Raw genomic sequence first — 26,260 nt, 5'->3', positions numbered from 1 at the left:
GATGGAGCTCGGTCTCGTCGGTCTCGGCAAGATGGGCGGCAACATGCGCGAGCGCATCCGCCGCGCAGGACACACGGTTGTCGGCTACGACCGCAATCAGGACATCGCCGATGTCGCCTCGCTCGAGGAGCTCGTGGGCAAGCTCAAGGGCCCCCGCGTGGTGTGGGTGATGGTGCCGCACGGCGCGGCCACGCAGTCGACGATCGACGAGCTGGCCGAGCTGCTCTCCCCCGGCGACGTCGTCGTGGACGGCGGCAACTCGCGCTGGACGGACGACGAGAAGCACGCGAAGGAGCTGGCCGAGAAGGGCATCGGCTTCGTCGACTGCGGCGTCTCCGGCGGCGTCTGGGGCCTTACGAACGGCTACGCGCTGATGTACGGCGGCTCCGCCGAGGACGTCGCGAAGGTCCAGCCGGTCTTCGACGCGCTGAAGCCCGAGGGCGAGTTCGGCTCGGTGCACGCGGGCAAGGTCGGCGCAGGCCACTTCGCCAAGATGGTGCACAACGGCATCGAGTACGCGATGATGCAGTCCTTCGCCGAGGGCTGGGAGCTGCTGGAGGCCGCGGACTCCGTCACGGACGTGCGTGAGATCTTCCGCTCCTGGCAGGAGGGGACGGTCATCCGTTCCTGGCTGCTGGACCTGGCGGTCAACGCGCTGGACGACGACGAGCACCTCGCCGACCTGCGCGGATACGCGGCCGACTCCGGCGAGGGCCGGTGGACGGTGGAGGCGGCGATCGACAACGCGGTGCCGCTGCCCGCGATCACCGCCTCGCTCTTCGCCCGTTTCTCCTCCCGCCAGGAGGACTCGCCGCAGATGAAGATGATCGCCGCGCTGCGCAACCAGTTCGGTGGCCACGCGGTGGAGAGCAAGAAGAAGTAGCAGCCGCTGGAGGTCGGCTCCGACCGTGCACGTGACGCATCTCTCGCTCGCCGACTTCCGCTCGTACGCCCGGGCCGAGGTTCCCCTCGACCCGGGCGTCACCGCGTTCATCGGCCCGAACGGCCAGGGCAAGACGAATCTGGTGGAGGCCGTCGGCTATCTCGCGACGCTGGGCAGCCACCGGGTCTCGTCCGACGCCCCGCTGGTGCGGATGGGCGCGGAGCGCGCGATCGTCCGCGCGGCCGTGCGGGAGGGCGAGCGGCAGCAGCTCGTCGAGCTGGAGCTGAACCCGGGGAAGGCGAACCGGGCGCGGATCAACCGCTCCTCGCAGGTGCGCCCGCGGGACGTGCTGGGCATCGTGCGGACGGTGCTCTTCGCGCCGGAGGACCTGTCCCTGGTGAAGGGCGACCCGGGCGAACGGCGCCGGTTCCTGGACGAGTTGGTCACCGCGCGCTCGCCCCGGATGGCGGGCGTGCGCGGGGACTACGACCGGGTGCTGAAGCAGCGGAACTCGCTGCTCAAGTCGGCCGCGATGGCCCGCAGGCACGGCGGCGGCCGCACCGTCGACCTCTCCACCCTGGACGTGTGGGACCAGCATCTGGCCCGCGTCGGCGCCGAGTTGCTGGCCCAGCGGCTGGACCTGATCGGCGTGCTGGGCCCGCTGGTCGACAAGGCGTACGAGGCCCTCGCGCCGGGCGGCGGCCCCGTCGAGCTGGAGTACAAGGGCCCGGCCGTGGGCGGCTCCCGCGAGGAGCTGTACGAGCGGCTGCTGGCCGAGCTGGGCGAGGCGCGCAAGCAGGAGGTCGAGCGCGGGGTCACCCTCGTCGGCCCGCACCGTGACGAACTGCTCCTGAAACTGGGCGAGTTGCCCGCGAAGGGGTACGCGAGTCACGGCGAGTCCTGGTCGTACGCGCTGGCCCTGCGGCTGGCCAGTTACGAGCTGCTGAAGAGCGAGGGCGAGGGCCCCGAGCCGGTGCTGGCGCTGGACGACGTCTTCGCCGAGCTGGACGTGAAGCGCCGGGAACGCCTCGCGGAACTGGTCGCTCCGGGCGAACAGGTGCTCGTCACCGCGGCCGTACCGGAGGACGTCCCCGGGGTGCTGGCCGGCGCCCGCTACGCGGTGGCGCGAGGGGAGGTCACCCGGCTGTGAGCGAGGAAGCGGAAGACCGTACGCCGCCGGGCGCCGAGGAGCGTCCGGTGCCCGAGCCCACCGGCGTGGACCTGGCCCGGGTCGCGCTGCGGGCCGCGAAGGAGCAGGCCCGCGCGCGCGGAGCGGCCGCGCAGCAGAAGAAGCAGGCGCGCCGCGGCGGCCTGCGCTCCGGCGCGCGCCGGGACGGGCGCGACCCCGTCGCGCTGGGCTCGGCCGTCAACGGGCTGATCACGGACCGCGGTTGGGAGGCCCCCGCCGCCGTCGGCGGTGTGATGGGCCGGTGGCCGCAGCTGGTGGGCGCGCAGGTCGCGCAGCACTGCGAGCCGCAGCGGTACGACGAGGAGGAGCGCACGCTGACGGTGCGCTGCGACTCCACGGCGTGGGCGACGCAGCTGCGGCTGCTGGCGCCCCGGCTGGTCGCCCGGCTCAACGAGGACCTGGGCCCCGGCACGGTGAAGCTGATCAAGGTGCGCGGCCCCGAGGCGCCGACCACGCGCTCCGGCCCGCTGCGCGCCCCGGGCAGCAAGGGTCCGGGCGACACCTACGGGTAGGCCGCCGGCTTCCTCGTGCCCGTTCCGGCCTCCGGCGGGGCGTCATATCGGGCGATAAGGGTCCGTAGTGGGTGACGGCGCTCACGGTGACGAAGCGTTGACACATCAAAGCTCTGAGCGCCCCTGTGAGCGCATCCGCCCCCCGGTCTGCATATGGGGAGTCGGCTCAGGGCGGTTGAGACCGGCACATGCGGACTCAGGCACCGGCAAACCCCCATTCCCCGTGACGCCAGCGGTACACTGGAGCGCGAACCCCGCCCCGTTGCGGAACATGTCGAACTACGCAGCCGCTCCGCCATGCCCTGGAGACGGCCTGTGCTGTGCCAGAAAGGGCGCTTCGTGGCCGATTCCGGCAATCACCCCGAGAACGAGCAGAACCCCTCCGACATCGATGGCGCCGCCGTGCCCGTAGCCGAGCCCGGCGCCGGTCAGGCGGCCGAGGCCGCGGCGCCCGAGCCGTCCTACGACGCCAGCGCGATCACCGTGCTCGAGGGCCTGGAGGCGGTACGCAAGCGGCCCGGTATGTACATCGGGTCCACCGGCGAGCGCGGCCTGCACCACCTGGTGCAGGAGGTCGTCGACAACGCGGTCGACGAGGCGATGGCCGGTTACGCGGACACCATCGACGTACGGCTGCTGGCCGACGGCGGGGTGCGCGTCACGGACAACGGCCGCGGCATCCCGGTCGGCATCGTCCCGTCCGAGGGCAAGCCCGCGGTCGAGGTCGTGCTGACGGTGCTGCACGCGGGCGGCAAGTTCGGCGGCGGCGGGTACGCGGTCTCCGGTGGTCTGCACGGCGTCGGCGTCTCCGTGGTCAACGCGCTGTCCACCAAGGTCGCGGTCGAGGTCAGGACCGACGGCTTCCGCTGGACGCAGGACTACAAGATGGGCACGCCCACCGCGCCCCTGCTCAAGAACGAGGCGACGGAGGAGACCGGGACGTCGGTGACGTTCTGGGCCGACGGCGACATCTTCGACTCCACGGACTACTCGTTCGAGACCCTGGCCCGCCGCTTCCAGGAGATGGCGTTCCTCAACAAGGGCCTGTCGATCGCGCTGACCGACGAGCGCCCCGAGCACGTCGACGAGGAGGGCAAGCAGCTCTCCGTCGCGTACCACTACGAGGGCGGCATCTCCGACTTCGTGAAGTACCTCAACTCCCGCAAGGGGGAGCTGGTTCACCCCACGGTGATCGACTTCGAGGCCGAGGACAAGGAGCGCATGCTCTCGGTCGAGGTCGCGATGCAGTGGAACAACCAGTACAGCGAGGGCGTCTACTCCTTCGCGAACACGATCCACACGCACGAGGGCGGCACCCACGAGGAAGGCTTCCGTGCGGCGCTGACGGGCCTGATCAACCGGTACGCGCGGGACAAGAAGCTGCTGCGCGAGAAGGACGACAACCTCACGGGTGAGGACATCCGCGAGGGCCTGACGGCGATCATCTCGGTCAAGCTCGGCGAGCCCCAGTTCGAGGGCCAGACCAAGACCAAGCTGGGCAACACCGAGGCCAAGACCTTCGTGCAGAAGATCACGCACGAGTACTTCGCCGACTGGCTGGACCGGAACCCGAACGAGGCCGCGGACATCATCCGCAAGGGCATCCAGGCCGCGACGGCCCGGGTGGCGGCCCGCAAGGCCCGCGATCTCACCCGCCGCAAGGGCCTGTTGGAGACGGCCTCGCTGCCGGGCAAGCTCAGCGACTGCCAGTCCAACGACCCGGCGAAGTGCGAGATCTTCATCGTCGAGGGCGACTCCGCCGGCGGCTCGGCCAAGTCCGGCCGTGACCCCGAGTACCAGGCGATCCTCCCGATCCGCGGCAAGATCCTGAACGTCGAGAAGGCGCGGATCGACAAGGTGCTGCAGAACGCCGAGGTCCAGGCGCTGATCTCGGCCTTCGGCACCGGCATCCACGAGGACTTCGACATCGAGAAGCTCCGCTACCAGAAGATCATTCTGATGGCGGACGCCGACGTCGACGGCCAGCACATCAACACCCTGCTGCTGACGCTGCTGTTCCGCTTCATGCGTCCGCTCGTCGAGGCCGGGCACGTGTTCCTCTCCCAGCCCCCGCTGTACAAGGTCAAGTGGGGCCGGGACGAGCACCAGTACGCCTACTCGGACCGCGAGCGGGACAGCCTCGTCCAGCTCGGCCGCGAGCAGGGCAAGCGCATCAAGGACGACTCGATCCAGCGCTTCAAGGGTCTGGGCGAGATGAACGCCGAGGAGCTGCGCGTCACCACCATGGACGCGAACCACCGGGTGCTGCGCCAGGTGACGCTGGACGACGCGGCGGCCGCCGACGACCTCTTCTCGATCCTCATGGGTGAGGACGTCGAGGCCCGGCGCTCCTTCATCCAGCGCAACGCCAAGGACGTCCGCTTCCTCGACATCTGAGCCGGTCGGCCGGCCCGCGCGGGCGGTCACGAGCCCGTCTCGTACCCCCGCGCGGGAACTGCGGACAGCGCGGAGGAAACGCTCCGTAATCCCCTCCGTAAAACACAGACAGGACTTGAGCGAGAGTATGGCCGACGAGAACCCCCCCAGCCCCGAGAGCGTCGAGGGCGACCCGGCGCCGGTCCAGATCGAGGGCGCGGCGGCCCGAGTGGACCCGGTGAGCCTCGAGACCGAGATGCAGCGTTCGTATCTCGACTACGCGATGAGCGTGATCGTCTCGCGTGCGCTGCCCGACATCCGCGACGGCCTCAAGCCGGTGCACCGGCGCGTGCTGTACGCGATGTACGACGGCGGGTACCGCCCCGAGAAGGGCTTCTACAAGTGCGCCCGCGTCGTCGGCGACGTCATGGGCACCTACCACCCGCACGGCGACACCTCCATCTACGACGCCCTGGTGCGCCTCGCGCAGCACTGGTCGATGCGGATGCCGCTGGTCGACTCCAACGGCAACTTCGGCTCCCCGGGCAACGACCCGGCCGCCGCCATGCGGTACACCGAGTGCAAGATGGCGCCGCTGGCCATGGAGATGCTCCGGGACATCGACGAGGAGACCGTCGACTTCCAGGACAACTACGACGGCCGGAACCAGGAGCCGACGGTCCTGCCGGCCCGCTTCCCGAACCTGCTGATCAACGGCAGCGCCGGCATCGCGGTCGGCATGGCCACCAACATCCCGCCGCACAACCTGCGCGAGGTCGCCGCGGGTGCGCAGTGGTACCTGGACAACCCCGAGGCCTCCAACGAGGAGCTGCTCGAAGCCCTCATCGAGCGGATCAAGGGCCCGGACTTCCCCACCGGCGCGCTGATCGTCGGCCGCAAGGGCATCGAGGAGGCGTACCGGACGGGCCGCGGCTCGATCACGATGCGCGCCGTCGTCGAGGTCGAGGAGATCCACGGCCGGCAGTGCCTGGTCGTCACCGAGCTGCCGTACCAGGTCAACCCCGACAACCTCGCGCTGAAGATCGCCGAGCTGGTCAAGGACGGCCGGATCGGCGGCATCGCCGACGTACGTGACGAGACCTCGTCCCGTACCGGCCAGCGTCTGGTGATCGTCCTCAAGCGGGACGCCGTCGCGAAGGTCGTGCTGAACAACCTCTACAAGCACACCGACCTGCAGACGAACTTCGGCGCGAACATGCTCGCGCTGGTCGAGGGCGTGCCGCGCACCCTCGCGCTGGACGCCTTCATCCGGCACTGGGTCTCGCACCAGATCGACGTGATCGTCCGCCGTACGCAGTTCCGGCTGCGGAAGGCCGAGGAGCGGGCGCACATCCTGCGCGGCCTGCTCAAGGCGCTGGACGCGATCGACGAGGTCATCGCGCTGATCCGGCGCAGCGAGACGGTCGACGTGGCGCGCGGCGGCCTGATGGAGCTGCTCGCCATCGACGAGATCCAGGCCAACGCGATCCTGGAGATGCAGCTGCGCCGCCTGGCCGCGCTGGAGCGTCAGAAGATCACCGCCGAGCACGACGAGCTGCAGGCGAAGATCGACGAGTACAACAAGATCCTGGCCTCGCCCGCCCGCCAGCGCGAGATCGTCCGCGACGAACTGACGGCCATCGTCGACAAGTACGGCGACGACCGTCGGACGAAGCTGATCCCCTTCGAGGGCGACATGTCCATCGAGGACCTCATCGCCGAGGAGGACATCGTCGTCACGATCACCCGTGGCGGCTACGTCAAGCGGACGAAGACGGACGACTACCGGGCCCAGAAGCGCGGCGGGAAGGGGGTGCGCGGCACCAAGCTGAAGGAGGACGACATCGTCGACCACTTCTTCATCTCCACCACGCACCACTGGCTGCTGTTCTTCACCAACAAGGGCCGCGTCTACCGCGCGAAGGCCTACGAGCTGCCGGACGTCGGCCGCGAGGCCCGCGGCCAGCACGTCGCGAACCTGCTGGCCTTCCAGCCGGACGAGCAGATCGCGCAGATCCTCGCCATCCGTGACTACGAGGCGGTGCCGTACCTGGTGCTCGCCACCAAGTCCGGCCTGGTGAAGAAGACCCCGCTGAAGGACTACGACTCCCCGCGCTCCGGCGGCGTCATCGCGATCAACCTCCGTCAGATGGACGACGGCCGCGACGACGAGCTGATCGGCGCCGAGCTGGTCTCCGGCGAGGACGAGCTGCTGCTGGTCAGCAAGAAGGCCCAGTCGATCCGCTTCGTCGCCTCCGACGAGGCACTGCGCCCGATGGGCCGCGCCACCTCCGGCGTGAAGGGCATGAGCTTCCGCGAGGGCGACGAGCTGCTGTCCATGAACGTCGTACGCACCGGCACCTTCGTCTTCACCGCGACCGACGGCGGCTACGCCAAGCGCACGGACGTGGACGACTACCGCATCCAGGGCCGCGGCGGCCTCGGCATCAAGGCGGCCAGGATCGTGGAGGACCGCGGTGAACTGGTCGGCGCGCTGGTCGTCGAGGAGAGCGACGAGATCCTCGCGATCACGCTCGGCGGCGGTGTGATCCGCACGCGGGTCAGCGAGGTGCGGGAGACCGGCCGTGACACCATGGGCGTCCAACTGATCAACCTGGGCAAGAAGGACGCGGTTGTCGGCATCGCGCGGAACGCCGAGGCCGGTCGTGAGGCCGAGGAAGTGGAGGCGGCTGTGGAGCCCGGTGGGGAGTCCGGGGAGTCCCCGGCCACATCGAACGACGAGGAGTAAGTCGTGAGTGGTGCTCAGCCCCAGCCGTCGGCCGGCTCGTCTCAGGGGGCGGCGGCGCGGACGAAGTCCAAGGACAGGACGAAGACGACGGAGCCGAAGAAGCCTTCGGGTACGCCGGCCACGTCCGAGAAGCCGGGGACGAAGACGGAGCCGAAGAAGTCCGCGCCGAAGTCGGGGTCCGGTACGTCGTCCTCGGCTCCGGCGGCCGGCGCCCAGCCCCTCCCCGCCGCCGAACCGCAGTCGGCGGGTGCTTCGGCGGGGGGCGCGGGCACGGCGGCGCAGCCGCAGGCCGAGCCGCACCGTCCGCCGCAGGCCTACCCGGCGCCGTCGGCGGCTGAGGACGAGTCGCTGATCGGCGGCGTCCGCAAGCCGCGCACCGACGCGCGTACGGTCCCCAGGACCCGGAAGGCGCGGCTCCGGGTGGCCAAGGCCGACCCGTGGTCGGTGATGAAGGTCAGCTTCCTGCTGTCGCTGGCGCTGGGGCTGTGCACCATCGTCGCCGCCTCCGTGCTGTGGATGGTGATGGACGCCATGGGCGTCTTCACCTCCGTCGGCGGCACGGTCAGCGAGGCGACGGGCACCGGTGAGAGCGGCGGCTTCGACCTGGAGTCCTTCCTCTCGCTGCCCCGGGTGCTGCTGTTCACCTCGGTGATCGCGGTCATCGACGTCGTCCTGGCGACGGCCCTGGCCACCCTGGGCGCCTTCATCTACAACATCTCCGCGGGCTTCGTCGGCGGCGTCGAACTGACGCTGGCCGAGGACGAGTAGTCCCGGCGCACACACCCCGCGACGGCGGGTGCGGGGCCCACGGGCCCGGCACCCGCCGTCGTCCTTCCGGGAGCGGTGCACGCCCTCGTCGCGGGGCTTCCGGACCGCCCGGCGGCCGCTCCGGAAGGGCCTCCGGGAGCGGATTTGGGAACGCGGGCTGAAGTGCGCTAATCTTTCGGTGCAGCGCGAGAGCGCGAGCGGCTATAGCTCAGATGGTTAGAGCGCATCCCTGATAAGGATGAGGCCCCTGGTTCAAGTCCAGGTAGCCGCACAGCAACGGTCGGCCCGTTCGGAGATCATCTCCGGGCGGGCCGACTGCTTTGTCGTGTGAGGCTGTTGGGTATCATCGGGCGCCAGAAGGTCCCAACGTCTCTCAGAAGGACGAGGTAGCGCGGTGAAGAAGCTTCTCCTGGTCGCACTGGCCGCCGTCGGCGGGCTCCTCGTGTACCGCCAGATCCAGGCGGATCGCGCCGAGCAGGATCTGTGGACGGAGGCGACCGACTCCGTGCCCGCAGGTTCGGGTGTGTGACCCACAGACCCCGCAGCATTCCTGACCGAGGCCCCGGCCGCGTTCCTCGCGGTGCCGGGGCCTCGTGCTGTGTACGGGGGTTGCGGAGCGGGGCGGGGCCGTCAGTTCTGGTGGGCCTCGTAGTGCTTCACCGCGTCCGAGGTGCGGCCGGCGCCGTACACCCGCAGGAACTCGGCCAGTTCGGGGTGGGAGTCGGCGAGCGTCGAGGACGCCTCGATGATGTCCGCCGCGTCCGACACCGAGCGCAGCAGCGACTGGATCTCGCGGACGACGCGCTTGACCGGGGTCTGCGAGGTGCCCGAAGGGCCGCTGTGCGCGCTGTTGTTGAGGACGCTGCCGCCGGCGGTGCGGCGGATGTCGTCCATGCGCTGGGTGGCGTCGGCGGCGCTGATGTCGCCGCGGGCGACCTCGGCGGCCAGCTCCTGGAGGGACTGGACGCGCTGCACGACGGCCGGGTTGCCGATCTTCGCGCGCTGGCCGCTCATCAGCTGCGACAGCATGGGGGCGGACAGTCCCAGCACGGTGGCGAGCCGGGCCTGGTTGAGCCCCAGATCGTCGATCAGCCTGCGGAAGAGCGTGCCCAGGGGCTCGCCGTACCACTGGCTCTGGAGCTCCCGCGCCTTCGCGGTTGCCTCTTGTTGTGCTGCGTCCATCACGTCTCCCCTGGCTCCCCTGGCCGCTTCGCTGGCGCGAACTTGCGGTGCATCCTACGGAGGGGGCGGGACGCTGGGCGAGACCCGGTCAGGATTCGGCTTCAGGCTCTTGTACCCTTGTTGAGCGCGGGGCCTTAGCTCAGTTGGTAGAGCGCTGTCTTTGCATGGCAGATGTCAGGAGTTCGACTCTCCTAGGCTCCACACCGCGAGAGGTCCTCCGACCTGTGGAAACGCAGGTCGGAGGACCTCTTTTTCGTGTGTGCCGGGCCGCTTCCCGGGAGGGCCGGGCAAGGCCCTGGGACGCGTGGGTCCGGTGCGGGCCGGTGGCGGGGCGTCGTGGGCCGTGGGGGGCGTCGGGGTGCCGGTGGTCCCGGGCGGAGGGCGGGGAGCGCGCGGGTGGGGCGTGCGCGGGAGTGGGCGTCGTCACGTCGGGGGTGCGGGGGTGCGGTGGCGGGTCGGTTCCGGTGGGCTTGCAGGTGAGAAGTCGGGGGCTGGTCGACCCTGGGTGACCGTCCCGTCCGGTGCTGTGACCGCGGGTGGGCGTCAGCGGGAGGACGCGAGCGGGGCACTTTCGTGCGTACCGGTGGGCGGGGCGAGTTGGGGACGTCGAGTGGTCAACGGGCGGCGGGACCTCGGGTGTTGGTGATCCGGGCCGTGGGCGGTTGATTCGATGTCGCGTATTCACCCATGTGCCGGAGTACCGGGGCGTAGGGCTTCTCGTTCACGTGACTGTGACCATCTCAGGTAATCGAGTCCCGGGCCTCTGCTCCTGCCCCGCGGCGCCGTGTGCGCCGGAGTGCGGGGAGCCGGGGGACCGGGTGACGCATGTTCCGCCGCAGCCGTCCCGGGTCCCGGGCGGCGACGGGAGAGTCGGGCACGGTGGGGGCCAGGAACGTTCCGCGGAGCCGTTGTTGACCGAGTTCCTCGGGCGGATGAGCCGCATCGAGGACGACTTCCGGCACCGCTTCTCACAACAGCAGCACGGGGGCGTCGCGTGACATGGCAGCAGGAGCCCGACGAGTGGGGCGTCGTGCCCACGCTCGGCGGGCCGCAGGAGTGTCCGCGTCCGGAGCAGGGGCCGGGGCGCGGTGAGCAGGGGCCGTACGCGGAGTATCCGGGGTACGGGGAGTACGGGCAGGTGGCTGAACACGGGCAGGACGGGCGGTACTTCGCGCAGCCGTACAGCGGCACGCCGGACGCGCAGGGCGCCTTGCAGGACCCGTACGCCTGGGCCGAGGGGACCCAACCGGACTTCCCCGCGGCGCAGTTCATGGAGTCGGGGCGCGGCTGGGACCTGGACAGCGAGCTGACGCTGCTGCTGCGGCAGCACTCCGCGCAGGAGGCGCAGCAGGCGCAGGAAGCCCAGGAGGTGCACCGGGAGGAGCCGGAAGGTTTTTCCACGGCGCCGCCCGCCGCCGGCTCGTCGTCCGCCGTGACGCACGGCGCGGGTGTGCCGCCGTACGGGCGCGGGACGGTGCTGCCCAGGCGACGGCGGCGGCGGGCGCGGCACACCGTGCGCCAACTGCTGTGGCCCTCGCTGACGTTCGGGATCGTCGCGGTGTCGATGGGCATCTTCGGGGCGGTCAGCGTCGTCAGCGGGCTGATCACGTACACGCCGCTGAAGGCGATGGCCACGCCGAGCGTCGGGTATCTGGCCGCCTGGTGGCCGTTCCTCATCTACGGGCCGTGGACGGCTGCCTCCCTGTTCATCCTGCGCGGGCCCGCGCGGTGCGGGAAGCGGCCGCGGATCGCCTGGGCCGCGCTGCTGGCCTTCTCGCTGATCGCGGGGGCGCTGTGCGTGGTGCGGGCCGACAACGACCTGGCCAGCATCGCGGTGGCCGCGCTGCCGCCGGTCGCGGCGCTGTCCTGCCTCCAGCTGCTGATCATCCACCTCGCGCCGTCCCGGCCGCGGCACGCGGTGCTGCCGCAGCGTCCCCAGCCCGTGCCCTCGTGACGCAGAAACGTTTATCGTTCCGCGCCGGTGACGAGCCGGACAAGGCGTGCGGAACCCGGAGTGGGAGATCTCCGCACGGCGCCGGAAGATGTACGACGAGGCGCGGTCCGCTTCCCGCGGGCCGCGCCTGATGCTGTGCGGCATGGGCGGTGTTGACCATGGTGGGTGCCGCTGTCACGCTGAATCGGGGCACAGCTGTGCCCGCGTCCGCGCGCTTCGGTGAGGCCCAAGTGCCGCCGGGGACCGGCCGGTTGACCACCGTCCGGCGGAGGCCAGCGCGCCGGACGGCTCACCATCACCGGAACCGGAATCTGCGAGCCCGTCCCGTGGCAGGGGCGGGCTCTTCGTGTGCGCGGGGCTCCCGGAGCGTGTGCCGGGGCGCTCGCGCGGCCGTGGCGGAGCGGGAGGAGCAGGCCATGTCGCTGGTCAGTGTGCACAACGAGTGGGATCCGCTGGAGGAGGTCATCGTCGGGATCGCGGACGGCGCGCGGGTGCCGTCCCCCGACCCGGGGCTGTACGCCGTGGACTACGCCGACGATCTGGAATCCGCCGCCGAGATCCCCACCGGCCCGTACGACCCCCGCGTCGTCGAGGAGGCGAACGAGGACCTGGAGGGCTTCGTCGAGCTGCTGCGCGGCGAGGGCGTCACGGTGCGGCGGCCGGAGGTGACCGACCACTCGCGCCGGTTCGGGACGCCGGAGTGGAGCGCGGACGGGGAGTACAACTACTGCCCGCGCGACGTGCTGCTGCCGATCGGGGAGACCGTCATCGAGGCGCCGATGACGCTGCGTTCGCGCTACTTCGAGCCGTTCGCGTACCGCGACATCCTGCGCGAGTACTTCGACAGCGGCGCGCACTGGATCTCCGCGCCGAAGCCCCGGCTGCCCGACGCGACGTACAACGCGGACCGTACGGCGGGGCCGGTGCTGCGGAACTTCGAGCCGGTCTTCGACGCGGCGAACGTGCTGCGGCTCGGGCGGGACATCCTGTACCAGATCTCGTGCAGCGGGAACGAGTACGGCTTCCGCTGGCTGCGCCGGGTGCTCGGGGACGGGTACCGGGTGCACCCGGTGGCGGGGGTGTACGAGGGCACCCATCTGGACACCACGATCACGCCCGTGCGGCCGGGGCTCGTCGTGCTCAATCCGGAACGCATCCGTGAGGACCAGCTGCCGCCTCCGCTTCAGGGCTGGGACATCATCTGGGCCTCGGAGATCGCGGACACCGGGTACACCGGCGCCTTCCCCCGCGGGTCCGTCGCGATGGGCATGAACTTCGTGATGGTCAGCCCGCAGCTGGCCGTCGTCGGGGACACCCAGCACGCGCTGATCCGGGAGCTGGAGCGGCACGGGGTGACCGTGGCGCCGCTCCGGATGCGGCATCCGCGGACCCTGAGCGGAGGGTTCCACTGCGTCTCGGTGGACATCCGGCGGCGGGGCACGCTCCAGGATCTGGGCTGAGCCGAGGAACGGGAAACACCTGATGGTCTACGTCTCCCTGGCCCTGTTCGTGATCGCCACGTGCGGTACGCCGGGGCCGAACAACAACATGATCATGTCCTCCGGGGTGAACCACGGGTTCCGGCGGAGCTTTCCGCACGCGATGGGGATCAACGTGGGGTTCCCCGTCATGGTCGTCGCGGTCGGGCTGGGCATCGACGGGCTGCTGCGGGACCACCCGGAGGTGCTCGACCTGCTGCGTCCGGCCGGGGCCGCCTACCTGCTGTATCTCGCCTGGCGGATCGCCTCGGCGCCGGTCGGGGAGGAGGAACGGGGCGAGGCCAGGCCGCTGTCGGCGGTGCAGGCCGCGCTGTTCCAGTTCGTCAACCCGAAGTCGTGGGTGATGGTCGTCGGCGCCGTCACCACCTACGCGGCGGCGCTGGACGGCGGGCACGTGTGGAACATCGTGGCCGTCGCGCTGGTCTTCCTGGTGTTCGGGACGCCCTGCACCTTCTTCTGGCTGCTGCTCGGGATCGGGCTCAAGCGCGTGCTGAACCGGCCGCGCCAGTTCCGGGTGTTCAACGTGTCGATGGCGGTGCTGCTGGTGCTCTCGCTGATCCCGGTGATCGTCGAGATCGTGGAGAGCGCGGGGAAGTACGTCTCCTGAGCCGGCGGCGGGCCCGCGTCCTCGGCGGGCGCGGGCCCGCGGGCTCAGCCGAGCGTGATCGCGGAGACGGGGCAGGCGCGGGCGGCCTCCTCCAGGTCCGCTCCGGTCCCGTCGCCGGCCTCGGCCTCCGGGAGGAGGGCGCTGAGGCCCTCGTCGTCCTGGGTGAAGACGCCGGGTGCCGTGAGGGCGCACTGGCCCGAGCCGATGCACAGCTCCCGGTCGATGGTGACGTGCGTACGCATGCGTGTGCTGCCTCTCTCGCTCTCGTGGACGCGCGGGGGCGGAACTCCTACCAGGTGAGCGGGAGTTCGGTCAGGCCCTGGATGGTGTCGCCCGGTTTGAAGGGGACCTCCTCGGCGGGGACGGCCAGGCGGAGCCCGGGCAGCCGGCGCAGGAGGCTGCCCAGGGCGATCTCCATCTCGGCCCGGGCGAGGTTCTGGCCGAGGCACTGGTGGATGCCGAAGCCGAAGGCGACGTGGTGCCGCGCGGAGCGCTGCCAGTCGAGGGTGTCCGGGTCGGCGAAGGCGTCCGGGTCGCGGTTGATGACGGAGGTGGAGAAGATGACGCCCTCGTCGGCGCGGATGACGGTGCCGTCCACGTCGATGTCGTCGGTGGCGACGCGCAGCATGCCGTCCGCGATGGACAGATACCGCAGCAGCTCCTCGACGACGGCGGGCAACAGGCTCTCGTCGGCGCGGAGTTCGGCCAGCCGCTCCGGGTGCTGGAGCAGGGTGTAGGTGCCGAGGGAGATCATGTTGGCGGTGGTCTCGTGGCCCGCGACGAGCAGGATCGTGGCGAGGCTGATCAGCTCCTCGACGGCCTCGCGCTCCTCCGCCGCGGAGAGCCCCGAGTCCCCGGTGCCCGTTCCGGGCAGGCGCTGCTGGACGAGGTCGTCGAGCAGGCCGTCGCCCGGGTGCTTCCGCTTGTGCGCGACGAGGGTGCGGAAGTAGTCCTCCAGCTGGTCGGCGGCCTGCCGGCTGTCCTCCGGCAGCGGCCCGCGCAGCAGGCGACGCGACGCGGACTCGAAGAAGTCGTGGTCCTCGTACGGGACGCCGAGCAGCGCGCAGATCACCATCGACGGGACGGGCAGCGCGAAGGACTCGACGAGCTCGGCGGGCGGGCCCTGCTCGACCATGGCGTCGAGCAGCCGGTCGACGGTCTCCTGGATGCGCGGGCGGAGTTCGGCCATCCGCTTCACGCTGAAGCTGGGGATCACCAGCCGCCGCTGGACGCCGTGTTCGGGGTCGTCGACGCCGAGCAGCGCGGGCCGCCGGTCGACGTTGGCGGCCAGCCGCGGGGTGGTGATCGGCAGGTGCGGGTGGTCGCGGCGGGAGGAGAGCCGCTTGTCGGAGAGGAGCTTGCGGGCGGTGTCGCGGCCCGTGACGACCCACACCTCGCGGCCGTCGTAGAGCGTGACGCGGGAGAGGGGGCGGTGCTCGCGGAACGGGGCGTAGGCCGTGGGCGGGTGGTACGGGCAGGTGCGGTCCTGGGGGAACGGGACGGTTTCGGTGATCTCACTCATGGTGGCCTCGCAGGCGAAGGGTCGTCCGTCGTGACGCTGTGCTGTGCCGTGCTGCGGGCACTCCCCGTCCGGTCCGATCCGGGGAGGTCTGTCCACATACCGTGGTCCACATAACGCCTGCCACGGTTGTCCCGTCTACGCATACTCCGGCCAAAATCGGATACGTCGGTCCGGAACCGGCTCAACCTGAACGGCCCCGAATGCGTCGGTGGCGGTCGAGTCCCTCGTCGAGCGCGACGAGCGGCTCGGGGTAGTCCAGCCGGGCGCGCTCCGCACGCGGCAGCGCCCACGGCCGGTGCACGGACGGGCCGCCGACGCCCGCGAGTTCGGGCACCCAGCGGCGCACGTACTCCCCTCCGGGATCGAAACGGCGGGCCTGCGTCACGGGGTTGAGGACCCGGCCCGGGCGGGTGTCGGTGCCGGTGCCCGCCGCCCACTGCCAGTTGAGCTGGTTGTCCGCGACGTCGCCGTCCACCAGGTGCCGGAGGAAGAACCGCGCCCCGTGCCGCCAGTCCAGGGTGAGCGTCTTGGTCAGGAAGCTCGCGGCGAGCAGCCGTCCCCGGTTGTGCGTCCAGCCCTCGTGCCGCAGCTGGCGCATCGCCGCGTCCACGACGGGGTAGCCCGTCCGGCCCGCGCACCAGGCCGCGAACTCCGCCTCGTCCCAGCGCCAGCCGCCGTGCGGCGGGCGGTAGTCGGACCAGGCGGCCCGCGGCCGCGCCGCCAGCACCTGGTGGTGGAAGTCGCGCCAGGCCAGCTGCCGCACGAACGCCTCGGAGTCCTGCGCCGACTCCCGTGCCAGCGCGACGAGTTCGACCGGCGAGAGGGTGCCGAAGTGCAGGTGCGGCGACAGCCGCGAGGTGGCGTCGCCCGGCAGGTCGTCGTGCCGCTCCGCGTACGCGCCGAGCCGCCCGCCCCGCCGCCAGGCCGTGAACCGGCGCCTGCCCTCCGGCTCCCCGCCCGCCGCCAGCGCGGGCGCCGTCCCCGGCACGTCCGCGCGCCGGGGCAGCGGCTCCGAGGCGACGCCCGTCGGCACCCGCACCGCACGCGGCGCGTCCAGCACCTCGCGCGGCCGCTCGGCGCTCCAGCGGCGGAAGTACGGGGTGAACACGGCGAAGTGGTCCCGGCCCTGCGGGGCGACGGCCCCCGGCGGGAGCACCGTCACCACGGCGTCGTGCACCCGCAGCCGCCGCCCGTCCGCCGCCAGCGCCCGGCGCAGCCGGTCCTCGCGGCGCTGCGCGTAGCCGCTGACGCCCGCCGCGAGATGCACCTCGTGCGCCCCCGTCTCCGCCGCCAGCCGCCGCACCTCGGCCACGGCCTCGCCGGCGCGCACCACCAGCCACCCGCCGCGCTCCCGCAGCCCCGCGTCGAGGGCGGCCAGGGAGTCGGCGAGGAAGGCGCGGCGGTTGGGCGCGTCGAAACCGGCCGCGCGGACGCCGGTGTCCAGGACGAACAGCGGGACCGTCGCGTCCGCCGCGGCCAGCGCGGCCCGCAGCACCGGGTTGTCGTGCAGCCGCAGATCCGAGGTGAACAGCGCGACGGACACGCGGCCCGCGCTCACGCCCCGTCCCCCGGCGCCTCCGCGGCGCGCGCGATGTTCCGGGCCATCCCGCCGAAGACGACCGCGTGGAACGGGACGACGCTCCACCAGTACGCCTGCCCCGCCAGCCCGCGCGGATGGAACAGCGCGCGCTGCCGGTAGACGGTGCGGCCCCGCGCGTCACGGGCCACCCGCAGCTCCAGCCAGGCCAGCCCGGGCAGCCGCATCTCGGCGCGCAGCCGCAGCAGTCGGCCGCGTTCGAGCTCCTCGACGCGCCAGAAGTCGAGCGAGTCGCCCGCGCGCAGCCGGGCCGCGTCCCGGCGCCCGCGCCGGAGGCCGACGCCGCCGACGAGCCGGTCCAGGAAGCCGCGCACGCTCCAGGCCAGCGGCAGCGAGTACCAGCCGTTCTCGCCGCCGATCCCCTCGATCACCCGCCACAGCGCCTCGGGCGGCGCGTCGACGACCCGGCTGCGGTGATCGGTGTAGAGGCTGCCGCCCGCCCAGTCCGGATCGGTGGGCAGCGGCTCGCTCGGCGCCCCCGGCGTCGCGGCCGAGGACCAACGGGTGCTGACCTCGGCCTCCTTGATCCGCCGCAGCGCCAGCTCCACCCCCGCCTCGAAGCCGAGCGGATGCCCCGGCGGATCGGGCACGTACCGGGCGATGTCGTGCTCGCGGGCGGTGACCGGGTGCCGCAGCGACTCCGCGAGCGGCCGCGCCAGCGAGGCCGGCACGGGCGTGACGAGCCCGACCCACAGGCTGGACAGCCCCGGCGTGAGCAGCGGCACGGGCAGGATCACCCGGCGCGGCAGCCCGGCCACGGCCGCGTACCTGCGCATCATCGCGCGGTACGTCATCACGTCCGGGCCGCAGACGTCGAAGGTCCGGTTCACCTCCTCCGGCAGCCGCGCGCAGCCGACGAGGTACCGCAGCACGTCCCGTACGGCCACCGGCTGCACCGGCGTCCGCACCCAGCTCGGGGTGATCATCAGTGGCAGGCGCTCGGTGAGGTAGCGCAGCATCTCGAAGGAGGCCGAGCCCGAGCCGATGACGACGGCGGCCCGCAGCACCGCCGTCGGAACCCCCGACTCCAGCAGGATCCGGCCCACTTCGGCCCGCGAGCGCAGATGCGGCGACAGCTCCCGCTCGGGCACCCCCTCGGGCGTCAGCCCGCCCAGGTAGACGATCCGCCGCACGCCCGCCGCCCGCGCCCGCTCGGCGAAGACGCGCGCCGCGCGGCGGTCGGTCTCCTCGAAGTCCCGCCCGCTGCCCAGCGCGTGGACGAGGTAGTAGGCGACGTCGACTCCGTCCAGCGCGGCCGCCACGGACTCCGCGTCGGTGACGTCCCCGCGTACGGTCTCGGCCCGCCCGGCCCACGGGTGGTCGCGCAGCGCGCCCGGGTTCCTGGCCAGGCAGCGCACGCGGTGGCCCGCGTCGAGCAGTTCGGGCACGAGGCGCCCGCCGATGTAGCCGCTCGCCCCCGTCACCAGACACAGCGGGGGCTCTTCAGGGTCTCTCCGAGTACGCACGGGGCCACTCTGCCCGTGCCGCCGCCAGTGCCGGACCCGGCGCGCGGGCGGTACGCCGGGCGTACGTCAGGGGCGCGGGGTGCGGGGGCGCGGCCGGTCCGCGAGGAGGCCCGCGACGGAGAGCGCGCCCCAGCCGAGCGAGACGGCGACCGCGCCCGCGCGCCTGCCCCGGCCCGGCAGCGTCGCGCCGAGCAGCACCGCGTCGCCGAGGTCGGCCGCGATCCGCACCCGGGCGGCGGTGCGCAGCGCCGGGCCCTCGGGGGCCAGCAGCAGCGCCAGCCCGCTCGCCGCGTCCCGCCAGGCCAACGGCCGCAGCGAGACGCGCGTCGCCTCCGCCACCCGGCGCCCGCCCGCGTCGGTGAGCCCGGAGGGGCGGGCCAGGAGCTCGGGCCGCGCGGTGACGGTCAGCCCGTACAGCGTGGTCGCGGCCCCGACGGCCCGCAGCAGCGCCGTCCCGCGCATCACGGCTTCCGCCCCACGGCGCCGAACTGGGCGACCTCCGGCTCCTCGTCCGCACCGCTCCCGGCACGCCACCGGGAGCAGGAGACGATGCCGGGCTCCAGCAGCTCCAGGCCGTCGAAGAAGCGGGCGACGTCCTCCCGGCCGCGGGCCACGATCGGGGGCGTCGCGTGCGCGTTCCAGAACTCCATGGCCTCGGCGTTGGCCTCGCCGCCCAGCTCCAGCGTCGGATGGGTCAGCACCAGATGGCTGCCGGAGGGCAGCGCCGCCAGCAGCGTCCGGACGACAGCTGTGGCCTCCTCGGTGTCCGGCACGAAGTTGAGGATGCCGAGCAGTATCAGGCCCACCGGACGGGAGAGGTCCAGCGTCCCGGCGGCCGCGCGCAGGATGCGCTCGGGGTCGCGCGCGTCGGCGTCGACGTAGTCGGTGGCGCCCTCCAGCGAGCTGGTGAGCAGCGCACGGGCGTGCAGCAGGACGACCGGGTCGTTGTCCACGTAGACGATCCGCGCCTGAGGCGCGATCTCCTGCGCCACCTCGTGCGTGTTGTGCACCGTCGGCAGCCCCGTGCCGATGTCGAGGAACTGCCGTACGCCCGCCTCGCCCGCGAGGTACCGCACGGCCCGGCCGAGGAACCGGCGGTCGGCGCGGGCCACCTCGCGGATGCTCGGGTACATGCCGGTGACCCGGTCCCCCACGACGCGGTCGACCTGGTAGTAGTCCTTGCCGCCGAGCCAGTAGTTCCAGACCCGTGCGTTGTGCGCGATCCCCTCGCCCACGGCGGCACTCCCGGCGAGCTCGCTGCTGTCACTCACGACGACTCCTCCTGCGGCTTCACGGACCGGTCCGGGCCCGGCACATCATGCCCCAGCGGCCAACCGGTGGCACCGGCACGTGCGTTGACCGCACGGACGACGGCCCGGCAGCCGCGCGGGCTGCCGGGCCGTTCGTCGTCCTTCGTCGTCCGGGCGGGGCGTGGTACGGGAGGCCGCGGTCAGCGGGTGCCCTCGCCGCCCTCCGCCTCGGCCTGCTTGGCCCGTACCTCGGGGTCGAGCGGGCCCTCCTCGGGCGCCAGGGTGTCGCGGTCGCCGACCTCGGTCGCGGCCGGCGGCTCCACCAGCCAGTCGGGGTTGGCCTGCTTGTCCCACCAGCGCCAGGCCGCGTAACAGCCGCCGGCGAGCAGCGCGAGCACCCCGGCCCGCTTCAGCGCACGGCCGGTGCAGGCGCGGCGCGACCTGCGCCGGCTGAGCTTCTCGATCTCGCGCGGGCTGACCTGCCCGCGCAGCGCGGCGAGCGCGGCGGCGCTGCGCGCGGCCGCCTCCTCCTTCGCGGGCCCGGCCGCGGCCTGGGCCTCCTTGAGGGCGCTCTCGATGCGGGGGGCCGCGTAGTCGCCGGCCTGCCGGGCCGCGCGGCGGGTGCGGCGCGCGGCGCGCTCGGCGGCGACCTCCCACTCGTGCGGCAGGTTCTGCCTGGCCTGCTCCCTGGCCTGGGCGAGCCGGGGCAGGACGTGCTGGTCGTAGCCGTCGCGCGCGGCGCAGCGGGCCTGGTGTGCGGCGCGGGAGGCACGGGGGCCGAGCCGGGCGCCCGCCTCGTGCGCGTAGTGCACGGCGGTGTCCCTCGCGCTCTCCGCGTAGGGCGCCACCACCTCCGCAGCGTGCCGCACGCTGTCCTTGGCGGTGCTGGACGCGCGCACGCTGTCCTTACGGGTCACGGGGATCCTCCTCCTCGGTGGCGGTCAGGTGATCAGGGGGTTGCCCCTGCGGTACGACGAACGGACACACTGTCGCTTTCCACGCGTTCTGAAGATCATGCCTGCGTGTGCGCTGTCCGGCTGCCGCAGCCGGGCATCCGGGTCATTCGGTACGGCCCTCCTCGTCCGGGAGTCCGTGGGAGGATCGGGGAAGTCCCTGCAGGTTTAAGGAAAGGCACATCGTGGCTGAGCAGCTCTACGCCACCCTGAAGACGAACCACGGCAGCATCGTGGTCCAGCTCTTCCCCCACCACGCGCCGAAGACGGTCGCGAACTTCGTGGAGCTCGCCGAGGGCCGGCGCGAGTGGACGCACCCGGCGACCGGCGAGAAGTCCACGAACCGGCTGTACGACGGCACGGTCTTCCACCGGGTGATCAGCGGCTTCATGATCCAGGGCGGCGACCCGCTGGGCAACGGCACCGGCGGCCCCGGGTACGAGTTCGGCGACGAGGTCCACCCCGACCTGGCCTTCGACAAGGCGTACCTGCTGGCCATGGCCAACGCGGGCCCGGGCACCAACGGTTCGCAGTTCTTCGTGACCGTCGGCCCCACCGCCTGGCTGACCGGCAAGCACACCATCTTCGGTGAGGTCGCCGACGACGCGAGCAAGAAGGTCGTCGACGCGATCGCCGCCGTCGACACCAACCCGCGCACCGACCGCCCGACGCAGGACGTCGTCATCGAGTCGGTCACGGTCGAGCGCCGCTGACGCCGCGGTCTCGGTACGGCGCAGACGAGCGTTCCCGCCCGGGAACCGTGACGCCCCACCCGTCCGTAGACAGGGTGGGGCGCGTCTGTGCCCGGAAAGTATGTACGCACGGAGGGGCACAGGGGACGGGGCCATGGAAGAACAGCGAGCGGCCGGGCCGGGCCCGGCGTACTGCTACCGGCACCCGGACCGTGAGACGGGCATCTCCTGCACCCGCTGCGAGCGGCCGATCTGCCCCGAGTGCATGATCGCCGCCGCGGTCGGCCACCAGTGCCCCGAGTGCGTACGCGACGGCGGCGGTACGGGGGCCTCACCCGGCGCGATGCGGCCCCGCACCCTCGCGGGCGGGATGCTGACGTCCGACCCGCGGCTGGTCACCAAGGTCCTGCTCGGCATCAACGTCGCGGTCTTCCTGGCGGTGCAGATCGCCGGGGACGGGCTGCGGGACTCGATGCTGCTCTTCGGCCGGGCGATGACGGAGCACTTCGGTCCGGTCGAGGGCGTCGCCGAGGGCCAGTGGTACCGCCTGGTCTCCGCGATGTTCCTGCATCAGGAGGTCTGGCACGTCCTGATGAACATGCTGGGCCTGTGGTTCCTCGGCCCGCCGCTGGAACAGGCGCTCGGGCGGGTCCGGTTCATCGCGCTCTACCTGCTGTCCGGGCTGGGCGGCAGCGCGCTGACGTATCTGATCGCGGACCCGGCGCAGCCCTCGCTGGGCGCTTCCGGCGCGATCTTCGGCCTGTTCGGCGCGGCGGCGGTGCTGATGCGGCGGCTGCGGCAGGACATGCGGCCGATCCTGGTGCTGCTGGCGGTCAACCTCGTCCTGACCTTCACCTGGAGCGGCATCGCCTGGGAGGCGCACGTGGGCGGGCTCGTCGCGGGCGCGGCCATCGCGTACGGGATGGTGCACGCGCCGCGGGAGCACCGGGCGCTGGTGCAGTGGGGCGTGTGCGTGGCGGTGGGGCTGGCGGTCGTCGCCCTGTGCGTGGTGCGGACGCTCCAGCTCACGGGCTGAGATTCCGGCGGCCCTCCGCAGGCTTTCCCCGGAGTTGTCCACAGAGCGTGCTGACCCCTGTGCATGACGCACTGGACTCGTGTGCGAATCGATGGGAACCCGCGTTTGCCCTGCAAGATCGGGGTTTTCGGAGTCCCGCCGGGCGGCGGTAAGGTCACACCGGCGTCAACCGCCGTGGAGTTATCCACAGATCTTGTGAAGTTTTCCAAGCCTGTGGATCAACCTGTGGACAACTCACTCCCGGCGCCGTCGGGACAGGGCGGACCGCCTCGCGGGGAACGCCCCGGCCCGGCCGGCACGTCAGGTCCGCCGCGTCATTTCCACTGCGTCGAGACGACGAAGCCGGCGGCGATGAAGCCGAACCCGACGACGATGTTCCAGTTGCCGATCGCGTCGAGCGGCAGCGTCCCCTCGGTCACGTAGAACACCACGATCCACGCGAGTCCGATCAGGAACATGGTCAGCATCAGTGGGGCCACCCAGCGGCGGCCGCCCGAACTGAGCGTGATCTCGGTCTTCTTCTCGGACGGCGGCGTGGGGGCGCTTCCGCGGTCCTTCTTGCGGATCCGTGACTTCGGCACGAGAGGTTCTCCTGTCGATGCGCTGCGTGACCGCGCTCCGGTGCCTCCCGGACGCGGCCGGGAAGTGGCTTTCTGCGATGGTCCGTTAGCGTAGTGCGTCCCGGTGGTGGAGGGAGACAGGGGTACGGTGACCAGATTCCGCTTCCGTCCTGTACGGCTGGCCACGCTCGGCGTCTTCGCACTCGCCGGGCTGATCTTCTGGATCAGTTTCAACACGGCGCAGGGCACGAACATCCGCAGCGATTCCTCCATGCTGCGGCTCTCCGACCTGATCCAGGAACGCAGCCGCACCAACGCCGAACTGGACTCCTCGGCCGCCGCCGTCCGCGAGCAGGTCGACGACCTCGCCCGTCGGGACAGCGGGACCAGCGGTTCCGAGAAGCGCGAGTTCGAGCAGCTCCAGGCCGACGCCGGCACCGAGAAGGTCTCCGGCTCGGGCCTCACCGTCACCCTCGACGACGCCCCGCCGAACGCCACGGCGCAGGTCCCCGGCGTCCCCGAGCCGCAGGCCAACGACCTCGTCATCCACCAGCAGGACCTGCAGGCCGTCGTCAACTCCCTGTGGAAGGGCGGCGCCGAGGGCATCAAGATCATGGACCAGCGGCTGATCTCGACCAGCGCGGTCCGCTGCGTCGGCAACACCCTGATCCTCCAGGGCCGCGTCTACTCGCCGCCCTACACGATCACCGCCGTGGGGGACCAGCAGAAGCTCCGCCGCGCCCTCGACACCTCGCCCGCGATCCAGAACTACATGCAGTACGTGGACGCGTACGGCCTCGGCTGGAAAGTCGACGGGCACAACGCGGTGACTCTTCCGGGGTACTCGGGCACAGTGGACCTCCACTACGCGAAGCCTGCTGAGTGAGCGAGGTCAACGAAGCCTGCTGAGTGGCGCCTTGGGGGGTGTCGGGTCGGGTGTCGGTGCGTGTTTCGGTGCGCGGGGTCGTGCGGACGTTCAGCGAGCTGTGCATCACGGGCGGGGTGCTGATCGTCCTCTTCGTCGTGTACTTCCTGTACTGGACGGGAGTTCAGGCCGACAGCGCGGGCGCCGGTGAGATCTCCCGGCTCCAGGACCGCTGGGCCTCCGGCTCGCTGACCCCGGGCACGTCCGATTCCGCCGACGCCCCCGACGAGGACGCCCCGGGCTCCTCCGGCGAGGGGCTCGCCGGCCCCGACGGCACCGGGCGGGACGACGCCGGGACGCGCTATCCGGACGGCGGTTCCTTCGCCGTGATGTACATCCCCCGCTTCGGGCGGGACTGGGCCAGGCCCGTGCTGGAGAACACCGAGAAGCAGACGCTCCGCAAGGGCCTCGGCCACTACGCGGAGACCGCCGCGCTCGGCGGGCGCGGCAACTTCGCCGTCGCCGGGCACCGCCGCACCTACGGCGACCCGTTCAAGGACTTCCCCCAACTGCGGCCGGGCGACGCCGTGGTGCTCTCCGACGGCCGCACCTGGTACACGTACCGGATCGACGACCGGCCGTACAAGACGGTGCCCTCCGACACCGGCGTCCTCGACCCCGTCCCCGACCCGCTGACGCCCTCCGCCGCGCCGTACCGCGACCCGGGGCGGTACCTCACGCTCACCACCTGCGAGCCCGAGTGGGGCAGCAGCCACCGGCTGATCGCCTGGGCGCACCTGGACGCCACCCAGCCCGTCGCGGAGGGCAGGCCGGACGTACTGGACGAGTAGTCCGACTCCGGCGACGGCCGGCGTGGCCGACCCGTACTCTGGAGGGCGCGCGCCAGGACGGCGCGGCGGAGGGAAAGGACGGCATCGCGGGATGTACGGCTGGATCTGGAGGCATCTGCCGGGCAACACGGCGGTGCGGGCGGTGATCTCGCTCGCGCTCGTCGCCGTCGTCGTGTTTCTGCTCTTCCAGTTCGTCTTCCCCTGGGCGGAGCCGCTCCTTCCGTTCAATGACGTCACCGTCGATGGCGGTGGAGCGGGGTCATGAGCGCACGCATTCTGGTCGTCGACAACTACGACAGCTTCGTCTTCAACCTCGTCCAGTACCTGTACCAGCTGGGTGCCGAGTGCGAGGTCGTGCGGAACGACGAGACCGAACTGGCCCACGCCGACGACGGGTTCGACGGCGTCCTGCTCTCCCCCGGCCCCGGCAACCCCGACACGGCCGGGGTCTGCGTCGACATGGTGCGGCACTGCGCGGAGCGCGGGGTTCCGCTGCTGGGCGTCTGCCTCGGCATGCAGTCGCTGGCGGCCGCGTACGGCGGCGCCGTCACCCGCGCCCCCGAGCTGCTGCACGGCAAGACCTCGCCGGTCGGCCACGACGGCACCGGCGTCTTCACCGACCTGCCCTCGCCCTTCACCGCGACGCGCTACCACTCGCTGGGCGTCGACCGCGCGGACGTCCCCGCCGAGCTGCGCGTGACGGCCTGGACGGACGCGGGGCTCGTGATGGGCCTGCGGCACCGTGAACTGCCCGTCGAGGGCGTGCAGTTCCACCCCGAGTCCGTGCTGACGGAGTGGGGTCACCGCATGCTCGCGAACTGGCTGACGGAGTGCGGCGACCCGGAGGCCGTCGAGCGCTCCGCCGGGCTCGCCGGCTTCCGCGCTCCCGCCGCCGAGGGGCAGGGAGGGGGCACCGCCCGGCGTCAGCCGGGGGAGGTCGTCGCGTGACGTCCCTCCGCCCGGAGCAGGAGGGAGCTCACGGGCCGGAGCCGTACGCCCGGAACGGCGCGTTCCAGGCCGCCGTCGACGCCCTCGCCGACCCCCTCAACGACCCGCTGCCGGGAGACGAGGGCGCGCAGGCCGCCCCGGACCCGGACCACGGCTCCCCCTGGTTCCGTCCGCAGCGCCGGAACCCCGCCAACGAGAACCCCGGCCCGCCGACTGCTGATCCGTACGGGGCGGGGGCTTACGGGGCGGGTGGGGCCGCGTCGGACGCGTACGGCTCGGGTGCGGCCGCGTCGGACCCGTACGCCTCGGACCCGTACGCCTCCGGCCTCGGCGACCCCGGCCCGTCGTACCCGGCTGCCCCGTACGCCGCCGCCCCGGAAGCACCCGTCCCGCACGCCCCGGCCCCGGACACCGCGAGCCCTCGCCCCTCCGGCGGTGCCGGATCGGCCCAACGTGGCGCGGGGCGGCAGAAGTTGGGGCCGCGGGAGTCCTGGCCGGAGGAGGGCGGCGCGGTGGGTGCCGCGGGCCCGGCGCCGACCGTCGGGCTCTCCGTGGGCCCGCTGCGGGAGCAGATCGCGCGGGAGCGGGAGTCCCGCGAAGCGGAGGCGGCGGCCGGGGAGCGGGCGGCCGGAGCGCCGATGCCCGGCCGGCAGGCGGACGCCGGGCGGACCGCCGCCGAGGCGGCCGCGGACGACGACCGGCTGACCGTGGGACTGCGGCGGCCGGAGCCCGAGGAGTTCGAGGGACGGGCGGCCCGCCGCCGTGCCGAGCGGGAGCGTGCCCGCCGGGGCGGCCGGGGAC

Annotated in this window: 25 protein-coding genes, 2 tRNA genes and 1 pseudogene; 19 read left to right on the top strand and 9 right to left on the bottom strand. The window is 72.3% G+C overall.

Annotated features, from left to right (window positions below; genetic code table 11):
- The first annotated feature begins 1 nt into the window (after position 1).
- From gnd to HCC30_RS28765, 8 genes are all read left to right on the top strand, one after another.
- Complete coding sequence (gene gnd, locus HCC30_RS19960; RefSeq protein ID WP_169443985.1) at positions 2 to 883, top strand: phosphogluconate dehydrogenase (NAD(+)-dependent, decarboxylating); 882 nt, start codon at positions 2 to 4, stop codon at positions 881 to 883.
- Positions 884 to 908: 25 nt separating this feature from the next.
- Positions 909 to 2,033: a DNA replication/repair protein RecF gene (recF, locus tag HCC30_RS19955; RefSeq protein WP_169443984.1), complete on the top strand. Its 1,125-nt coding sequence runs from the start codon at positions 909 to 911 to the stop codon at positions 2,031 to 2,033.
- Positions 2,030 to 2,584, top strand: coding sequence for a DciA family protein (locus HCC30_RS19950; protein WP_169443983.1), 555 nt, complete (start codon positions 2,030 to 2,032; stop codon positions 2,582 to 2,584). The genes recF and HCC30_RS19950 overlap by 4 nt, the downstream gene beginning before the upstream one ends.
- A gap of 315 nt (positions 2,585 to 2,899) precedes the next feature.
- Positions 2,900 to 4,981, top strand: coding sequence for a DNA topoisomerase (ATP-hydrolyzing) subunit B (gene gyrB, locus HCC30_RS19945; protein ID WP_169443982.1), 2,082 nt, complete (start codon positions 2,900 to 2,902; stop codon positions 4,979 to 4,981).
- 127 nt (positions 4,982 to 5,108) lie between these two features.
- Positions 5,109 to 7,709 carry a DNA gyrase subunit A gene (gyrA, locus tag HCC30_RS19940; RefSeq protein WP_169444111.1) on the top strand — a complete coding sequence of 867 codons (2,601 nt, stop codon included), beginning with the start codon at positions 5,109 to 5,111 and terminating at the stop codon, positions 7,707 to 7,709.
- Between the two features lie 3 nt (positions 7,710 to 7,712).
- Complete coding sequence (locus HCC30_RS19935; RefSeq protein WP_169443981.1) at positions 7,713 to 8,477, top strand: DUF3566 domain-containing protein; 765 nt, start codon at positions 7,713 to 7,715, stop codon at positions 8,475 to 8,477.
- Positions 8,478 to 8,674: 197 nt separating this feature from the next.
- A tRNA-Ile gene (locus tag HCC30_RS19930) sits at positions 8,675 to 8,748 on the top strand.
- 123 nt (positions 8,749 to 8,871) lie between these two features.
- Positions 8,872 to 9,006: a DLW-39 family protein gene (locus HCC30_RS28765; protein ID WP_212732741.1), complete on the top strand. Its 135-nt coding sequence runs from the start codon at positions 8,872 to 8,874 to the stop codon at positions 9,004 to 9,006.
- Positions 9,007 to 9,107: 101 nt separating this feature from the next.
- On the opposite strand, the gene HCC30_RS19925 is transcribed toward HCC30_RS28765, so the two are convergent.
- Positions 9,108 to 9,659 carry a DNA-binding protein gene (locus tag HCC30_RS19925; protein ID WP_169443980.1) on the bottom strand — a complete coding sequence of 184 codons (552 nt, stop codon included), beginning with the start codon at positions 9,657 to 9,659 and terminating at the stop codon, positions 9,108 to 9,110.
- Positions 9,660 to 9,787: 128 nt separating this feature from the next.
- Between HCC30_RS19925 and HCC30_RS19920 the strand changes: the two genes are divergently transcribed.
- The 4 genes from HCC30_RS19920 (at position 9,788) to HCC30_RS19905 (ending at position 13,719) form a co-directional block, all read left to right on the top strand.
- Positions 9,788 to 9,860, top strand: a tRNA-Ala gene (locus HCC30_RS19920).
- A gap of 793 nt (positions 9,861 to 10,653) precedes the next feature.
- On the top strand, positions 10,654 to 11,613 hold the full coding sequence (locus HCC30_RS19915) for a hypothetical protein (protein ID WP_169443979.1): 960 nt from the start codon (positions 10,654 to 10,656) through the stop codon (positions 11,611 to 11,613).
- 416 nt (positions 11,614 to 12,029) lie between these two features.
- Positions 12,030 to 13,073 (top strand): inosamine-phosphate amidinotransferase 1, encoded by a 1,044-nt coding sequence (locus HCC30_RS19910; protein WP_169443978.1) that lies wholly within the window; start codon positions 12,030 to 12,032, stop codon positions 13,071 to 13,073.
- A gap of 22 nt (positions 13,074 to 13,095) precedes the next feature.
- Entirely contained in the window at positions 13,096 to 13,719 is a 624-nt protein-coding gene (locus HCC30_RS19905) for a LysE family translocator (RefSeq protein ID WP_169443977.1), read from the top strand.
- 44 nt (positions 13,720 to 13,763) lie between these two features.
- Here the strand turns inward: HCC30_RS19905 and HCC30_RS19900 are convergent, their stop codons facing one another.
- The 7 genes from HCC30_RS19900 to HCC30_RS19870 form a co-directional block, all read right to left on the bottom strand.
- A complete protein-coding gene (locus HCC30_RS19900) occupies positions 13,764 to 13,961 on the bottom strand; it encodes a ferredoxin (protein WP_169443976.1) in 198 nt (65 codons plus the stop codon).
- A 47-nt stretch (positions 13,962 to 14,008) separates the two neighbouring features.
- Positions 14,009 to 15,241, bottom strand: a complete 1,233-nt coding sequence (locus HCC30_RS19895; protein WP_169443975.1) for a cytochrome P450 — start codon at positions 15,239 to 15,241, stop codon at positions 14,009 to 14,011.
- Positions 15,242 to 15,422: 181 nt separating this feature from the next.
- Positions 15,423 to 16,799, bottom strand: coding sequence for a deoxyribodipyrimidine photo-lyase (locus HCC30_RS19890; protein ID WP_346776713.1), 1,377 nt, complete (start codon positions 16,797 to 16,799; stop codon positions 15,423 to 15,425).
- Positions 16,796 to 18,304, bottom strand: coding sequence for an SDR family oxidoreductase (locus HCC30_RS19885; protein ID WP_346776712.1), 1,509 nt, complete (start codon positions 18,302 to 18,304; stop codon positions 16,796 to 16,798). Before HCC30_RS19885 ends, HCC30_RS19890 begins: the two co-directional genes overlap by 4 nt.
- Positions 18,305 to 18,370: 66 nt before the next feature.
- Entirely contained in the window at positions 18,371 to 18,766 is a 396-nt protein-coding gene (locus HCC30_RS19880; protein WP_169443974.1) for a hypothetical protein, read from the bottom strand.
- Complete coding sequence (locus tag HCC30_RS19875; RefSeq protein WP_169443973.1) at positions 18,766 to 19,575, bottom strand: SAM-dependent methyltransferase; 810 nt, start codon at positions 19,573 to 19,575, stop codon at positions 18,766 to 18,768. Before HCC30_RS19875 ends, HCC30_RS19880 begins: the two co-directional genes overlap by 1 nt.
- Positions 19,576 to 19,754: 179 nt before the next feature.
- Complete coding sequence (locus HCC30_RS19870) at positions 19,755 to 20,471, bottom strand: DUF5324 family protein (RefSeq protein ID WP_169443972.1); 717 nt, start codon at positions 20,469 to 20,471, stop codon at positions 19,755 to 19,757.
- Positions 20,472 to 20,692: 221 nt separating this feature from the next.
- Here HCC30_RS19870 and HCC30_RS19865 point away from each other — a divergent pair, with 221 nt between their 5' ends.
- Together HCC30_RS19865 and HCC30_RS19860 are read left to right on the top strand one after the other, a co-directional pair.
- Positions 20,693 to 21,220, top strand: a complete 528-nt coding sequence (locus tag HCC30_RS19865; protein ID WP_169443971.1) for a peptidylprolyl isomerase — start codon at positions 20,693 to 20,695, stop codon at positions 21,218 to 21,220.
- Between the two features lie 133 nt (positions 21,221 to 21,353).
- Positions 21,354 to 22,235 carry a rhomboid family intramembrane serine protease gene (locus HCC30_RS19860; RefSeq protein ID WP_169443970.1) on the top strand — a complete coding sequence of 294 codons (882 nt, stop codon included), beginning with the start codon at positions 21,354 to 21,356 and terminating at the stop codon, positions 22,233 to 22,235.
- A 314-nt stretch (positions 22,236 to 22,549) separates the two neighbouring features.
- Here HCC30_RS19860 and crgA read toward each other — a convergent pair whose 3' ends face one another.
- Positions 22,550 to 22,816, bottom strand: a complete 267-nt coding sequence (gene crgA / locus HCC30_RS19855; RefSeq protein WP_169443969.1) for a cell division protein CrgA — start codon at positions 22,814 to 22,816, stop codon at positions 22,550 to 22,552.
- A gap of 106 nt (positions 22,817 to 22,922) precedes the next feature.
- Here crgA and HCC30_RS19850 point away from each other — a divergent pair, with 106 nt between their 5' ends.
- The 5 genes and pseudogenes from HCC30_RS19850 to HCC30_RS19830 form a co-directional block, all read left to right on the top strand.
- The gene (locus HCC30_RS19850; RefSeq protein ID WP_169443968.1) at positions 22,923 to 23,681 is read left to right on the top strand and encodes a DUF881 domain-containing protein; all 759 of its coding nucleotides are present in this window, start codon (positions 22,923 to 22,925) and stop codon (positions 23,679 to 23,681) included.
- Positions 23,682 to 23,731: 50 nt separating this feature from the next.
- Complete coding sequence (locus HCC30_RS19845; protein WP_169443967.1) at positions 23,732 to 24,511, top strand: class E sortase; 780 nt, start codon at positions 23,732 to 23,734, stop codon at positions 24,509 to 24,511.
- 91 nt (positions 24,512 to 24,602) lie between these two features.
- A complete protein-coding gene (locus HCC30_RS19840; RefSeq protein ID WP_169443966.1) occupies positions 24,603 to 24,776 on the top strand; it encodes a hypothetical protein in 174 nt (57 codons plus the stop codon).
- The gene (locus tag HCC30_RS19835; RefSeq protein WP_169443965.1) at positions 24,773 to 25,459 is read left to right on the top strand and encodes an aminodeoxychorismate/anthranilate synthase component II; all 687 of its coding nucleotides are present in this window, start codon (positions 24,773 to 24,775) and stop codon (positions 25,457 to 25,459) included. The genes HCC30_RS19840 and HCC30_RS19835 overlap by 4 nt, the downstream gene beginning before the upstream one ends.
- A pseudogene (locus HCC30_RS19830) lies at positions 25,456 to 26,260 on the top strand (hypothetical protein); the annotation flags it as partial. The gene HCC30_RS19835 and the pseudogene HCC30_RS19830, both read left to right, overlap by 4 nt.

The sequence above is a fragment of the Streptomyces sp. HNM0574 genome, assembly GCF_012726235.1.
GTDB lineage: Bacteria > Actinomycetota > Actinomycetes > Streptomycetales > Streptomycetaceae > Streptomyces.
Note: the sequence above shows the minus strand (reverse complement) of the source record. Positions and strands in the feature narration are given on the sequence as shown.

Bases quoted from the DNA above. Each gene is read 5' to 3' on its own strand.
- gyrA (WP_169444111.1), top strand. From the start codon at position 5,109: ATGGCCGACGAGAACCCCCCCAGCCCCGAGAGCGTCGAGGGCGACCCG.
- HCC30_RS19840 (WP_169443966.1), top strand. From the start codon at position 24,603: ATGTACGGCTGGATCTGGAGGCATCTGCCGGGCAACACGGCGGTGCGG.
- HCC30_RS19880 (WP_169443974.1), bottom strand. From the start codon at position 18,766: ATGCGCGGGACGGCGCTGCTGCGGGCCGTCGGGGCCGCGACCACGCTG.
- HCC30_RS19900 (WP_169443976.1), bottom strand. From the start codon at position 13,961: ATGCGTACGCACGTCACCATCGACCGGGAGCTGTGCATCGGCTCGGGC.
- HCC30_RS19905 (WP_169443977.1), top strand. From the start codon at position 13,096: ATGGTCTACGTCTCCCTGGCCCTGTTCGTGATCGCCACGTGCGGTACG.
- HCC30_RS19835 (WP_169443965.1), top strand. From the start codon at position 24,773: ATGAGCGCACGCATTCTGGTCGTCGACAACTACGACAGCTTCGTCTTC.
- HCC30_RS19895 (WP_169443975.1), bottom strand. From the start codon at position 15,241: ATGAGTGAGATCACCGAAACCGTCCCGTTCCCCCAGGACCGCACCTGC.
- HCC30_RS19925 (WP_169443980.1), bottom strand. From the start codon at position 9,659: ATGGACGCAGCACAACAAGAGGCAACCGCGAAGGCGCGGGAGCTCCAG.
- gnd (WP_169443985.1), top strand. From the start codon at position 2: ATGGAGCTCGGTCTCGTCGGTCTCGGCAAGATGGGCGGCAACATGCGC.
- HCC30_RS19860 (WP_169443970.1), top strand. From the start codon at position 21,354: ATGGAAGAACAGCGAGCGGCCGGGCCGGGCCCGGCGTACTGCTACCGG.
- HCC30_RS19910 (WP_169443978.1), top strand. From the start codon at position 12,030: ATGTCGCTGGTCAGTGTGCACAACGAGTGGGATCCGCTGGAGGAGGTC.